At 51.5% G+C, this 15,032-nt stretch carries 6 protein-coding genes, 2 tRNA genes, 1 pseudogene and 1 CRISPR repeat array; of the genes and pseudogenes, 1 reads left to right on the forward strand and 8 read right to left on the reverse strand.

What is annotated here, in order from left to right:
- Positions 1–133: 133 nt before the first annotated feature.
- The 7 genes and pseudogenes from EKM94_RS02485 to EKM94_RS02515 all read right to left on the reverse strand — a co-directional run bounded on the left by EKM94_RS02485 (position 134) and on the right by EKM94_RS02515 (position 9,764).
- Complete coding sequence (locus EKM94_RS02485) at positions 134–1,249, reverse strand: bifunctional glycosyltransferase family 2/GtrA family protein (protein WP_125596946.1); 1,116 nt, start codon at positions 1,247–1,249, stop codon at positions 134–136.
- Between the two features lie 178 nt (positions 1,250–1,427).
- Positions 1,428–2,228, reverse strand: a complete 801-nt coding sequence (gene proC / locus EKM94_RS02490) for a pyrroline-5-carboxylate reductase (RefSeq protein ID WP_125596948.1) — start codon at positions 2,226–2,228, stop codon at positions 1,428–1,430.
- Positions 2,229–2,269: 41 nt separating this feature from the next.
- Positions 2,270–5,374: an LTA synthase family protein gene (locus EKM94_RS02495; RefSeq protein ID WP_125596951.1), complete on the reverse strand. Its 3,105-nt coding sequence runs from the start codon at positions 5,372–5,374 to the stop codon at positions 2,270–2,272.
- Positions 5,375–5,416: 42 nt separating this feature from the next.
- Positions 5,417–8,086 carry a YfhO family protein gene (locus tag EKM94_RS02500; protein WP_125596954.1) on the reverse strand — a complete coding sequence of 890 codons (2,670 nt, stop codon included), beginning with the start codon at positions 8,084–8,086 and terminating at the stop codon, positions 5,417–5,419.
- Between the two features lie 281 nt (positions 8,087–8,367).
- Positions 8,368–9,291: pseudogene (locus tag EKM94_RS02505) on the reverse strand (glycosyltransferase family 2 protein); the annotation flags it as partial.
- 311 nt (positions 9,292–9,602) lie between these two features.
- Positions 9,603–9,674 (reverse strand) — tRNA-Gln (locus EKM94_RS02510).
- 9 nt (positions 9,675–9,683) lie between these two features.
- Positions 9,684–9,764: transfer RNA gene (locus tag EKM94_RS02515), tRNA-Tyr, on the reverse strand.
- A gap of 695 nt (positions 9,765–10,459) precedes the next feature.
- Here EKM94_RS02515 and EKM94_RS02520 point away from each other — a divergent pair.
- Positions 10,460–11,296: an outer membrane protein assembly factor BamD gene (locus EKM94_RS02520; protein WP_125596960.1), complete on the forward strand. Its 837-nt coding sequence runs from the start codon at positions 10,460–10,462 to the stop codon at positions 11,294–11,296.
- Between the two features lie 233 nt (positions 11,297–11,529).
- Here the strand turns inward: EKM94_RS02520 and EKM94_RS02525 are convergent, their stop codons facing one another.
- Positions 11,530–12,360 carry a metallophosphoesterase gene (locus tag EKM94_RS02525; protein WP_125596963.1) on the reverse strand — a complete coding sequence of 277 codons (831 nt, stop codon included), beginning with the start codon at positions 12,358–12,360 and terminating at the stop codon, positions 11,530–11,532.
- A gap of 602 nt (positions 12,361–12,962) precedes the next feature.
- Positions 12,963–14,983: a CRISPR direct-repeat array (repeat unit 33 nt; unit sequence ATTTCAATCCACGCACCTCAAACGAGGTGCGAC).
- The last annotated feature ends 49 nt before the right edge of the window (positions 14,984–15,032 follow it).

The raw sequence follows: 15,032 nt of genomic DNA on the forward strand, positions 1-15,032 counted from the left end.
GCCCCAAATCTTTGCTCAGCGCGCTTGGCTGTATCCACACCCAGTTGGTGCGTGCCCGAAAGAGCCAACCGTCCGACCAAAGAATGCCCCCGATCAGATCATGGGAAACGAACCGCCAACAGACTGACCCAGCTCAATCACGTTGCCGCTCTTTAAAAATATAGTTCTTCTGCAAATAGTAACTTAAGAGAAACAACCCCAGATCGACGATCATTTTGGCTAAGACAGAGGTAAACTCGCCATGACCTGGGAGCAGGGTGGTAAAACCACTGGTCAGGATCCCTGAGAGCAACATCTGCCCCAGAAACAGCGCCCCATATTTGAGCAGGGTCTGCTGGCCCGCGTTATCGAAGACGATCCGATGATTCAGCGCGTAATTGACCACCGCCGACAATAAGCGGGCGCCGATCGTGGCAACCATGATGCCCCTGAAGCTCCGATTGCCCAGCCACGCGGAGATCAGCGCAAAAAGACTAATATCCACCACGAAGGAAATCAACCCACTGGCGGAGAATTTCAGAAAACGAGAATAAATCGAGATCGAGTCCCGGATCACCCGGAAATGGGAAGAAGCGTTGCCGTCCAAATAAATCGTAGGAATGGGTTGTTCCCGCAGCACGATCCCAAATTCACGCGCCCGTAACAACATATCGAATTCAAACTCAAAGCGTTGTCCCGGAAAATCAACCAGCTCCCGAACATAATCGATGGGAATGACCCGTAACCCCGTTTGCGTATCGGAGACCGGGATCCGAGTCAGTAGCCGCACGATCCCATTGGTCAAGACATTGCCAAAGCGGCTGCGGAACGGGATCTCTTGCGTGAATTGGCGGGTACCCAAGATCAAATCATGGGGAAACTGCCCAAACATTTTCAAGCAATCCAGTAAGGCTGTCACGGTATGTTGACCATCCGCGTCCAAAGTCGCAATGCCCTGTGGTTGCGGTTTTTGGGCCAGAAAATATTGAAAGGCCGTTTTTAAAGCCGCACCCTTGCCATGATTCTGTTCGTGATGTAACACAACGACCTGACGTTCAGCCATTGCCTCGATTTGATCGAAAATCGCTGAACTGGCACTGCCATCATCGACGACAACGATTCTTTTCGTTAATTGATCTAACTGTAATAATTGCTGAAGTAACGTCAACAAACGCTGATCCGGATCCAGTGCCGGGATCACGATGCCCACAAAAGGTAATGTGCGTAGCTCGGTTTGCTCAACATCAAATTGTGTGGTGGTCTTCTCCATGTTATGAACTCCTCCAATATGCTTAACGCAGGCTAATCTTAGCCGACTTTGCCAAACGTGCACATTGTCCTATTATACGCATAAACCAGCTAAAAAGGAACAGGAATAAAAGGCGCCTTCTCCCCGATCCAATGTTAAAAAAATCAAATAAACTTAGCAACCGCTGCCCCAGCTCGCCCTATTTTGCCGCCTGATCCTTGGCAATGACCGCATCAACCGCCTGGGTCAGGGCCGTTTCGAACCCACCAGCTTGTAACGCCAACACCCCCGCGATCGTTGTGCCGCCAGGTGAAGCGACCGCATCGATCAACGACCAAGGTGCCTGGTCCGCTTGCTGGATCATCTGGGCGCTACCAACGGTCATTTGACTAACGATCGCCAGTGCCTGCGCCTTCGTCAAGCCATATTTGACCCCAGCGTGGGCCAAAGCGTCCATGAACAAATACGCAAAAGCCGGTGCACTTCCTGCCAGCGCCACAAACGTACTGAAATCGGCCTCGGGTAGAGCCAGCGTTGTCCCGATCCCCGCAAAGAGTTGCGTGACCGCAGGCAAAACCGTCGCCTGCGCAGCCTGGTTTGCGGCCAATGCGGTCAGTCCAGCGCCGATCTGCACGTTCAAATTGGGCATCACCCGGACCAATGGGATCTGGTCGCCCACTATAGCCGCCAGATCCGCCAAACTAACGCCGGATAACAGGGACAAGACGGGCCGTTGTTGCTGCTGCAATCGTGGTACTAGCGGCGCCAGCACCGCCGAGGCCTGACTCGGCTTGACTGCCAAGATCACCAAGTCGGCCGCCGCAACCACCGCCTGATTATCTGCTTTGTCCTGCAGCCCGTGTGCTTGCGCGAAAGGCTGATAATGTTCCGGATGAGCGCTGTGGATCAGAATTTCGTCTGGCGTCAAGATGCCTTGACCGAGCAAACCTAAAATAATCGCTTGAGCCATGTGTCCAGCCCCAATAAATCCAAGTTTCAAAAACGAGCCCGCCTTTCTGGGTCGACCTGAACGATCGCCGGTTAGTTCTTCGCCGACTTGACCAATTTCAGGCTATACTGTTTTCCTGCCGTAATGTCATATTGCAATAGCTGGTAATCATGGAAAATCTCGCGTTGTTTCTTCGTTAATTCGGGATAACCTAAGAGGTTGCCCATTTGGTCGACAAATTGGGTGCCGTAAACCGCGCTGGTATCCGAATTGGCCGTCTTCTCCCATTGGGCAGGTAACTGCTGCTGCACATCCGTCAATAAAGCGATGATCGGATCGACTTTCGCATTGGCCTGTTCAAAAGCCAGGGCGATGAAGTCGTTGGTGCCGACATAATTGGTGCGCTTGGTCAATTTGCTGACCGCGCCATGCTCGCGAGCGTACTTATTAGCATAAACGAAATAATCAGTCGCGTGCATCTGAACTTGATTGGAACTGTTATACAATCCGGCCAAATGATCGCCATAGAACACCCAGATCACGGGCTTGGCCAACTGATCCAGTTGCTTTTGGAATTTTTTCACGGCGGCGTCGGTATAGGCCAGCCCTTGCGTATAATGCTCGATCGCCGTCTTGTTCGCTTTGGTGAAGCCGGTGCCTGAGACCACGTAATCGTGATCGGGGTAATAATCCGGGGTAAAAGGCATGTGATTCTGGATACTGATCAAATTGATGAACTGCCCGTTTTGCTGCGCTTTGATTTGCCGCAGGGCATTATCATAGGCAGTCTCGTCAGATAAGTATGGTGAGGTGCCGATCTTCTTCTGGTCGTAGATCTGATATTGACTGCCGAGAAAAGCGAACTTGTTGAAGCCGAATTTCTGATAGACAGCCTTGCGATTGTAGAATCCACCTTGGTAAGGATGCAGGGCCGAGGCATAACCGAAATAGTCGCCGATCGAAGGCGCACTAGGCAACCCAGTCACCAGTTGGGTGAAGGGCGTGCGCATGGTCGCGTCGAAATTACCCATGGAGATCCCGGTCAAGGACATGTACTCCATATCAGCCGTGCCGCCGCCATAACCAAAGCTCATCATTTGACCACCTGTAGCGGTCTGCTTCAAGCGCTCAATCGTTGGGATCGGGTCGCGATTCAACTTCAGGCCAGTGATCCGCCGCGGATCGGAGAAACTTTCCGAGAGATTGAAGAGGAAGGTTTGATCGCTGACATTGTTGGTCCGGGTCTGATTGAGTTCCGCCGCGCGCTGCTGGTACTTCTTGATCAGGGCCTTGATCGTCGCCTGTGAGTAATCTTTCGGCGTGGTCATCACCTTGATATCCATTTGATTCAAATAGGTCAAAAGGGGGCCATTGTTTTGGGCGTGCATCAGAAGATTCATCGACTGCGTATCCCCACCCATGGTTTGGACCAAGGCCAGCCCCAACGAATCGGGATGATGCAATTGCGTCAGCGAGAACAAGAAACTGCCGGCCAAAACCAATTTCACCACGCGCACGCGCCAGTTCTGGTGGGCGCTACTGGACCGATGTTCGATCAGGATCATCAACCCGATCAAACCCACGATCACCACAATAATGGCGATAAATGTCCCCTGTCCGATCATTTCGATCAAAGACGAGAACGACTTCAACTCCGCCAAGTCCGCCGGAATGATCGGTTCATTGCGACTTTTGATTTTCAAAACATTGGCGATCGTGAACAAGATGTCACAACTGGCCACCGTTAAAAGGGACAACCAATAACGGTTGGTCAGGCTTAAGAGCACCCAATAAACCGCCAGCAGCAAAACCGTGCCCATGACCATTTGGGGAAAATTGCTGATCAACGTTTTGGCTAGGACACTGTCATTGGGACGGACAATGTTCTCGACGGTACGCCAAGAACGGTTCATCGCCAAAGTCGAGCCCGTTTGGACCACGTACAAAATCACCCCAGCCAGCACCGGCCGCTGGAGTTTCCGCCAAAGTTGGGGCAACCACTGCCGGTAATGATGGGTCAACGCGGTCAACCCTGAAGTGAGATCGACCAAGCCATGCGTTTCGCTCCACTGCCACAGCTGATGCCGCTGCAGTAACCAAGCCAACACGAAACAACACAGCAAGAGGGCCAATGTAATGATCAGCGCCGCCACCGGGACCCAAAGCGCGTGAAACAACGGACTGAGCCAGTCCCGCATGCCCGTGAATAACTGCCAGGAAAATTTCGCATAGGCAGAACTTCCCAGGCCCAACATGGCGATCAAGACCGCCAGTTTGCCAGTGCGGTGCCATAGACGTGCCCCGAACCCGGCCGCGCCAAGCGCACCAACCTGCGGCGCGCTCGTTGTTGGAACAGGCGTTTCACTAGTTGTGACCGTTGTCGCTGACGTTTTGCTAGCAATCGTTTTTGCGGCCACTGCCGGGCGCAACCGGAACCATTGTTGCAGCACTTGCGCCAGAACTAAAGCCGTGATCAGCGTCAGCGGCGACAAGGGGGCCAGCCAACGTTTGGTCACCAAGTTAGGGTCAAAGCCCCGTGTTGGATTGATCCAAGCAGCGACTAACACCAACAAGTAAGCCACTCCGACGCCGCCTAGCCACCACCATAGTTTGGTGAACAGCCGCGGCCGTTGTCGCAACACCTCGCTTAAAAGGCCCAGCACCAGAATGGCCGTCCACGACGTCAAAATCGTGCCGAACCCCCAAAGATCGCGCCCAGCGACAACCGGCAAACAAAGTACTGCGCCTAGGATCCAAGCGACCTGCAGTGAGCCCGCGATTTTCCGGAAATAGGGTTGGACTAGACTATACAGCAACAACCCCGTGATAAACGGAAATTGGTTGCGACTGATCAGAAATAGCTGGTCGTACAAGTTAGTCCACGTGAAGCTGACCTGACTGGCGACCGCGCCAAACAGCAGAAGCAAGCCCCCTGCCCAAAGGAGCCACCAACCGCGCAGACTATCGCGCAAGTAAAGTGCCGGCCCCGTGGTCAAGACCCACAGCAGTGCCCAGATCCAGCCGATCGTCAAGGCGTATTTCAAGGTCGTGCCCGCCAACCAACCCAAGGTGATCGTGGTTTGATTCAAATGATAAACATAAACACCAGACGGACCAAAGCCGATAAAATAAAACACCGTCAGTCCGACCAAGATCAAACTGGTCCAAATCGCTCGTGAAATTTTTTTGCTTTGCAAAGTGATCCCTACCTATATTTTCTTCATAATAAATTGCAGCAACTAGTGGCCTAGTAGATTACGGTGAGCGGTTTGACGACTACGCCAGTACCGCCAACCCCACCAAGCTAAGACCAGCAACAGACTGAGTAGTGATACCCAAAGTCCCCGCCGTAATCCTGGCACCTGATAAGTCAAGGTGATTTGATGTCGGCCGGGCTTGAGCTTCAAGGCGATGAAGGTCCCCAAGCCTGTTTGTAACGGCACCGTTTGACCATCCACTTGCGCCTGCCAGCCTTTGACAGTGGGAATCGTAGTCAAGAAGTTCGGCTGGGCCGCCGTGGTCGTGATCGTTCCTACTACCTTGGTATCCGAGAACTCACTGAGTTGCCACTGCCGTTGTTGCAGCCGTTGCCAACCCTGGGCGAAAACGTTCGCTTCAAAGCGCGCCAAGTCCAGCGCCCGATAATTCAACTGATCGGTTTTCAGCTTGATTTTGATCGTGATCCGCCCGTTGACCGGTTTGACGCCTAAAATCAGTGGCTGCACCGTAACCGGGAAGAAATCAATTTTCTTCCCATTAACATAAAAATCACTGACACTCGGCCGGAAATGCTGATCGACGGACAAATAATAACTCGTTTCGGCGTCCAGCCCCTGATAACTGGTGGTCAAACTAGCCGCCGCCCCTGCCCGCTCCTTGGTCAAGGTGGTCACCCCAGATTCAGTGGTCGCGGTCAGATTCCGCAGCCGCAACGAACGACGCTTGAGCAGACTTAAAGGCTGCTCCCGACTTCCCGTCAATTCTTGGAACAAGCGATTCTGATTGGCCAAAGGGTCACTGGCTGCCGTTGTGGGTAAGGCGGCGATGCCCGCCGCCGCAAAACCTAAGCCCAAGGCCTGGTCGTTGCGATAAGTGACCCGGGTACCGTTTTTGGCGATGATCGGCTCACTGGTCAAATCAGCCCGCACCCCATAATAATCCACACCTGTTTGTGACTGTGACTGGGTTTGCGGATCATCAATGAAATAACGGATTCCCAAGAGCGCGTCTGTCAGCTTGGACCCATTGGTGTAGGCCACAGTATAGCCGAAGCCAGGTAGTCCCAATTTTTGATAAAATTCCGGGACGACAGCCGCAATATTCGAGGTGTACAACGACGCGCCATGATAGCTATGTTGATAGGCATCGCCGCGGTCGTGGGCCCGCATGAAATTCTTGTCGATCCGATAAAACTGGGTCTGATTGCCAGCGTCGGCCTTGATCTGGTCGATCTCATCGCCCAACTCGGTCGCGTACTGGCGATAAACCGTGCCACTATCCGTGTGCACCGTCCGTTGGATCAGCACCATATTCAGGCCCAGATCCAGACAGGTCAACACCAGTATCCCCGCGTAGGCCCAAGTTGGTTGGCGTTTTTGGAGCCAGAACAACAACGCGACCCCGGCCAAGAGCACGCATAAGCCCCAGGCCAAGCGTGTGGCCGAAATGGCGCTAAAGTTGTGCCGCCGCCAGAAGAAATACCCAGTGTAAACGACCCCAAGCCCCACCAACGTGAATCCTTGCCAGCGTGTCAGTGGCTCTAGACCCGCCTGCCAAGCCCGAGCCGCGACGAAAAGGAGCCAAAATGATAAGAGATAAGCAAACCGATACGGGAAACTGATCGGCGGTTGGAACCCATGCCAAAGCAAATAGATCGGTTCAAACATCAAGCCGCTGCCTAGCAGCAAGGTCAGCCCCAAGGTGATCAGCTTCTCCCGCCACCCGATCCGCTGATTCAAGAAGAATAGAATAAACAGCAACAACGCAAAAGTCCCGATAAATAAGTTGGGATAATGATTGGAATTATTTCCCACCACAAACTTCGAGAAGAATTGCCATGAGCCCAATCGCTCCGTGGACAAATGCGTCTCGGTCAGCTTAAACTTACCACCGGTCAAATTCTGCCACGTGGGAATCAGCACAAAGGCGGCCAATCCGCCAGCTAGGATCGAGGCGCCCACGAAATTAACGATCACCCGCAATTTTCGCTGGATTTTAGCCCAATCCAACAAGCCGAAATACAGGAACATCAACACCGAGAAAATACACAGCATGAAGCCCATGTAATAGTTGGTGATCAGTGCGGCTGCCAGCCAGAACAGGTAAGTCAGCGGCGAACCGTCCCACGTCAGCCGCCGCAACCCCCAAACGATCAGCGGCAAGCAGATCAACGCATCCAACCAGAGCAAATGCAGATAGTAGACCACCACAAAGCCCATCAAGCTGTATGCCACCGCTAAGGACCACAATTGCAGCGCCTGCAATTGCGGGTAACAACGCCGTGCCATGTAAGTGAAGGCCAGACTAGCACTCCCCAATTTCAGCATGATCACCACGTATAACCCCAAGGGCAACTGCGCCTGGGGGAACAGCAATAAGATCAAATTAAAGGGACTCAGCAAATAGTAAGCCCAATCGCCGGCCATGCTGCCACCTAACCCGCTGGAAAACGAATAGCCGATCGTCGCCTGCCCTTGCCAAACCTTCCGATAATAGGCAAACAGCGATAAATATTGCTGACTCAGATCATTTGATAGAATCGAACCACCGAGAAAGGCATTTTGCCCACTGAGTGCCGTCGCAATGAAGTAAAGCAACATCGTCAAGCCAAAAGCGCCGAACATCAGCCGAGTCGTTTGCCGCCGCTCGCCTGCTGACTGCCGTTGTTGAAACTGATTTGTTCGTAACATCCGATCTACTCCCAACTTCTCTTCTTTCTCAAGATTAGCACAACTTCCGCCAACAACCAACGCTTTTTGCTACTGAGAGACTGGCAAAAGGGAAAAATACCAACGAAATTCAGATCACCGGCTCAACGCCACCAAAAAAACGCCGACTTGCGCAGTCGGCGTTTTGACTAGTTCTGGGTTTCCACTCATTTCTGATCGAGCGTGGGCTTGGTTGGTGTTTCTTTAGTCGCGGCTGGCTCGTCTTGTGGGACTTGGGTCGCCGCGTGCTGCCGCGCGTAAAGACGTTCATCTTCACGGACGATATACTGTGGGCGCTTCTTGGTTTCGAGGAAAATTTTGCCAATATACTTGCCAATAATGCCCAGACACAGCAGTTGCGTGCCCCCGACCAGCAGCAGGATCGAAACCATTGACGGCCAACCAGTGGTAGGGTCGCCGTAAGCCAGCGTGCGGATCACGATCACGATCAAGGCGATCAACGCCCCCAAACAACTAGCAGCGCCAACAAACGAAGCAATATTCAGCGGCGCATCGGAGAAATTCACGATGCCATCGATCGAATAGGAAAACAACTTCCAAAAGTTCCAGCTCGTTTGCCCAGCGACGCGTTGCACATTCTCATACTCCAAATATTCCGTGCGAAAGCCGACCCAAGAGAACAACCCTTTAGAGAAGCGATTATACTCGGTCAACTCCAAGATCGCGTCAACCATTTGCCGGGTCATCAAGCGATAATCCCGCGCACCATCAACGATCGGCGTTTGCCCGATCCGATTCATTAACCGATAGAACGCCCGGGCAAAGAAACTACGGATCGGCGGCTCACCTGCCCGCGTCACCCGACGCGTTCCCACACAGTCGATCTCCGGATCCTGAATTTTGCGGTACATTTCCAGTAATAATTCCGGTGGATCCTGCAGATCCGCATCCATGATCGTCACATAATCCCCTGTGGCGCGCTGTAACCCCGCGTACAAGCCCGCCTCTTTCCCGAAATTACGCGAGAAAGACACGTAATGGACCGTTTCCGGATTTTGGACCGCCAACTGGCGCAAATACAGCAAGGTGCCGTCACGCGAACCATCATTGACGAAAATATATTCGAAACTCAAGGGCAATTGGGGCCGCAACTTTTCCATTGCCGCGAAGTAATAAGGCAAGGCCTCTTCCTCATTATAACAAGGCACAATGATCGATAATTTCATCTCTGACGAAAACTCCCTGGGAGCCTCCGCGCTTCACATCCTTAAGTTATTCAGATTATTTTACTAAGTTCACTGCTCCCATTATCCCATGAACCGCCGCAAAATCAAACCGAATTTACCCTGACCACCACTCAGCCCCCGCGCCGACAGCACCGCCTAAAGCACCGCCCGAAGCGTAGCCCAAAGCATAACCCGAAGCACCGCCTGAAGCATAGCCCGAAGCATAACCCGAAAATCCCCCACCCCATTTGACCAAGAGAAATCAAAAAAGCGATTCCCCAGAGGAATCGCCTTGATCAAATCATGATAGATTGGGTTAGCTGGATTCGAACCAGCGCATAACGGAGTCAAAGTCCGTTGCCTTACCGCTTGGCTATAACCCAATAAAAATATGGAGGAGAGTGGATTCGAACCACCGAACCCGAAGGAGCGGATTTACAGTCCGCCGCGTTTAGCCACTTCGCTACTCCTCCATCGTGACTATCGTTCAACAGCCAACTTTAATATCTTACCTAAAAACCAATCATTTTTCAAGACTTTCGCCATATCTTTTTTTCAGGACTTTCCGGATCGCTGGGACAAGCCGGCGTCATTGCCATCGCACAAGTTTGATACCCGCCATTTCCGGCCCCTCCAGCGGTTGCTTCGCTGGTTCTTCCGGCTGATTTCTCATAAAGAGACTTTGCGATGATTCTTTGAGATGATTCTTTAGGATGATTTCTCAAAATGATTCTTCAAGATGATCCTTTAAGATGATTCTTCAAAATGATTCTTCAAAATGATTCTTCAAAGTGAGCCTCCAAAATGATTCTTCAAACCGATTCTTCAAGGTGAGACTCCAAGTCGATCCGTCAAACCGACCCTTCAAATCGAGCCTCCAAGTCGATTTTTTAAACGACAAGGCCCGAATAACCGCGACTCGAACACAATTTGGCCGCAGCACCTCGCTTGCTAACGCGTTTTTGCTCATCCTTGAAATTCGCGCCATTTTTCGTCGGACCAGGGGGCTTCGGCAATAAGCACCGATATCATGACCAGTCACCCAGGCGATTTGCTGGTAACGCTTAATTTTTGCTTAATGGATCACTTCTGCAATTGTTGCCCGGTCCGAAAGCATGGTATAATCAAGCTAATCAAAGTATAAAATAATCGTGGTGGAGGGAGTACTATGATGAAGAAAAGAAATTGGCGGGTCCTGTTAGTCTTACCGATCGCGTTGCTAACATTGGCGGCCTGCAACAAGCAACAAGATGCAGTTAGCGACCAAGAACAGGCCCAGAGCTTGACGAAAAAGGGCAAGCAAGCACTGAGCGATGAGGAATACGAGCAAGCTGTTGCTTACTTTAACTCCGCGGCCACCGTCAAAAGTACCGCAACCAGCCAGAAGTACCAGCAACAGGCGCAGGATTTGGCCAAGGCCGACCGCAAGATCAAAGCTTTCAAATTCTCCGCAGCTAAAACGGCCTTAGACAAAATCAAGACTGAGAAAACCTTGGACGAGATCAAAACAGCTAAAAGCGATCTGCAAGCTGAGTTGAAGAGCGTCAAGAGCACCTACAATGACCTTGACAAAGCCAAGGTCGAGATTGCCAAAGAAATTAACGACAAGGATTACGACAAGGCTTTGGCCGCGATCGATAAACTGCTCGGTCAAAGTGCTCTAAGCCAGAGCCCCTTTGAACAAGAGACCATTGGCCTGTTGAAATCCAAGGTTTCGATCCTGACCAGCGCCGACGATGATAGCGACGACGATCAAGACAGCGACGGCTCATCCAGTTCCAGTAGCTCCAGCCAACCCGACGGCAAAGGAGCCATCGCTGACGGCAAGGTCACCAGCGCCGACATCGCCGCTGCCCGGAAGCAATTAGAAAGCCAAGGCGTCAATGCCGGCAGCTGGAGCAACGTTGACATCGCCAACGCCATCCTTAACGCCCGCGCTGATGGCCGGAGCACCATCAAAGAATCTGACATGGAAAACTACAAAGATCCCAGCACCAACAGCTAAATAATCCACTTGATTTGCTGAAAAACGCCAATCGGCCCACCGTTATAAAACGGTGTAGCGCCGGTTGGCGTTTTCTCGTTGACTGGCTGGTTTTGAAGCAACTGCCTAGCCGTGCATGACCCTTTTTCGCTGCTGGCCGCCGATCGCTCTCACGACCAATCCTGCCAAGCCAACCGTAGCACGGGACCCAGAACACCGTGTTAGCAGATTGATGGATGACCAGCTCACCGCGATCATAACGTTATAACGGCCAAATCTCGACACCATTCTTGCCAAAAGTTAGCTTCACGCCATTCATTCAAGCGGCGCAATCCGTAACCAACTGGCGCATGATAATAGGTCGTTCCTGCTAAGGTCACCGGTAAATGACGCGTATGTAAATGACCAAACGCGACCCGCTCCACCTGTTCATCCGCCAAAAGCTGACCTAATTTCTGACTACCCAACATCCCATTGACATTTTGCCAACGCGGATGGTCCAACTGATCGAAAATAAAATCCCGCCGGGGCACGAAATGAGTCAGAAAAAGCAGCTGATCCCCGCCAACCCGCGCTCGCGCTAGATCGGCTTGCGTCTGCGTCAACACGGTGGCCATGCGCTCCTGATCTGACAGGGGCATTTTGATCCGGCGATCGATCCAATAAGCCGACTTCCAACGTGCGAACTCCGCTGGCGTCCGCGCCGTGGCCAACGAATCCGCCAATGAATAGTCATACCAGCCGTTATTCCCCACCAAACTGACGCGCGTCCCGGGCAAATGGATCACCCGGCGATGCAAATAATTCGGCCCGATCAATTCCGGCTGCTCCAACTCCTCATAAGTGACCCCCGCCAGCATATCATGATTCCCCGCCACAAAATAAACCTGCGTCCGTGGCGCCAATTCACGCTGCAACCGCTCCACATAGGCCAAGCTATGAGTAAAATCATTAAACAAATCGCCCGTCATCAAATAGTAGTCGACCCCCGCCGCCTGCAAAAACTCGGCCTGCCGCGGAACCAGCTCCGTGACATCCTGCCGATTGATATCCAAGTGTTCATCACTAGAGATGGCGATTTTCATGGGTGAACCTCCTTTTTAATGGCATTTGAGAAGTTGAGCGAGCCCTCCAATCGACATTCATCAGGATCTCGAGCATGAATCCTCAATTTTTAAAGAATTACAATCTATGGTCCATGCACCCGGCTCACTTCGGTCACAAAATCTGAAGAGCGCTACCCTAGCTCCGACAGGCACAGGGGCTTCGTGACAAATCTCGACGCTAACTGCTCTAAGGAAGCGCGACCGGATTTCGATTAGCACCATGCCAACACTAAGGGGGTTCAGCATAGACGAAGCGCAGACGAGACGGAGAGGTGTAGCAAGTAACTTTATTAATAGTATCATTTCGTTTCAATCCACGCACCTCAAACGAGGTGCAGGTAATACCAAGTCGTATCGTTGCAAAATTTGGCTGCTTCAGGATCAACCCCCGCATACGCGGGGAATACTGAGTTTATAAAATAAATTTGCAAATAAAAAACCGACATTTCTGTCGGCTGTAAGGTAGTCCAAGAGTTGAAAAGGACTTCCCTTAGTATACACCACGATCGGGTTGCCTACAACCTATCCTGGTTTGTAGGAGGTGCGACCACTGGCCGAGATTGGCTCCTTTAGTGCATCCGATTTCAATCCACGCACCTCAAACGAGGTGCGACTTCGCTTGCGGCTAACGACAGTGCGGCTCGAGTATTTCAATCCACGCACCTCAAACGAGGTGCGACGTAATCAGTGGGCGGATGATGAGCGGTGGTAGATTTCAATCCACGCACCTCAAACGAGGTGCGACTGCCGAGCAGCAGACGATTCTGGCACGCAACGGTATTTCAATCCACGCACCTCAAACGAGGTGCGACAAAGGCGATGATGAGACGGCATCAGATAAAACTATTTCAATCCACGCACCTCAAACGAGGTGCGACATCGTGGGCAAAAAGGTGGGAAAGAATTGAGCAATTTCAATCCACGCACCTCAAACGAGGTGCGACTCAGGGTGCCGATCACTGCCGACGGTCGTGCGATTTCAATCCACGCACCTCAAACGAGGTGCGACTTTGATTTTGTAATTTAGTTAACACACCGGCGATTTCAATCCACGCACCTCAAACGAGGTGCGACATTATACAAGAATAATGCATTCAATGACCAGCAAATTTCAATCCACGCACCTCAAACGAGGTGCGACTGGCTACAAAGGTTATATTCAGCTAGCTCAACATTTCAATCCACGCACCTCAAACGAGGTGCGACCAAATTGCGAGTAAATTGGTGGGATATAGCAGTATTTCAATCCACGCACCTCAAACGAGGTGCGACACGTGAAATTTTTAACACGTGGGACGATTTACAGATTTCAATCCACGCACCTCAAACGAGGTGCGACTTTGACCGGCTACGACTACGAAATCGACTACTCATTTCAATCCACGCACCTCAAACGAGGTGCGACTAAATCAAACATAAGCCCAATATATCCGGCGCTTATTTCAATCCACGCACCTCAAACGAGGTGCGACTACCTGATTTTTTGCTTCTTTTTGGGCCTAACTATTTCAATCCACGCACCTCAAACGAGGTGCGACAGTGGAGAACGCAATTAAAAAACCAAACCATCAATTTCAATCCACGCACCTCAAACGAGGTGCGACAAAAAAGCCGCAGCCAATGAAGCAAATCGAGTGATTTCAATCCACGCACCTCAAACGAGGTGCGACAAGAGTCCTTTATGCGAGGAGTGTTTGAGATGTATTTCAATCCACGCACCTCAAACGAGGTGCGATCAAATTGGCATTAGTTAAAATTTCCGGGTCATGATTTCAATCCACGCACCTCAAACGAGGTGCGACCGTTTGCCGCCGCGGGTCAACTTCCACATCGACATTTCAATCCACGCACCTCAAACGAGGTGCGACTCCCTGTAAAATCAGCCTGTCGCAAATTGCTATTGATTTCAATCCACGCACCTCAAACGAGGTGCGACTTCAAAATTTGCGATGGCGGCATCGGCGTCGCTATTTCAATCCACGCACCTCAAACGAGGTGCGACTGTGCGGCTCGACAAGGTCGCGAAGCATCGCCGATTTCAATCCACGCACCTCAAACGAGGTGCGACAATCGTTCCAGCCCGTTTTCAGTTTCAACAAGAATATTTCAATCCACGCACCTCAAACGAGGTGCGACGCTTCGTGGTCAATTCCATTTCTAACAATTTCCAATTTCAATCCACGCACCTCAAACGAGGTGCGACGCAATTCGTAGCCGTTTTCCGTTAGCGGCTTAAATTTCAATCCACGCACCTCAAACGAGGTGCGACGGTGTTTATGAGTGGTATGGTGATTTAGACGTTATTTCAATCCACGCACCTCAAACGAGGTGCGACACCCAAACTGATGTTCCAGAAACCAACTTGCCTATTTCAATCCACGCACCTCAAACGAGGTGCGACGATCAACTTTGGACGGTCATCGCGGTGTGCACGATTTCAATCCACGCACCTCAAACGAGGTGCGACTCCCTGTAAAATCAGCCTGTCGCAAATTGCTATTGATTTCAATCCACGCACCTCAAACGAGGTGCGACGCTTCGTGGTCAATTCCATTTCTAACAATTTCCAATTTCAATCCACGCACCTCAAACGAGGTGCGACGCAATTCGTAGCCGTTTTCCGTTAGCGGCTTAAATTTCAATCCACGCAC

The organism is Lapidilactobacillus achengensis, from assembly GCF_003946655.1.
GTDB classification, from domain to species: domain Bacteria; phylum Bacillota; class Bacilli; order Lactobacillales; family Lactobacillaceae; genus Lapidilactobacillus; species Lapidilactobacillus achengensis.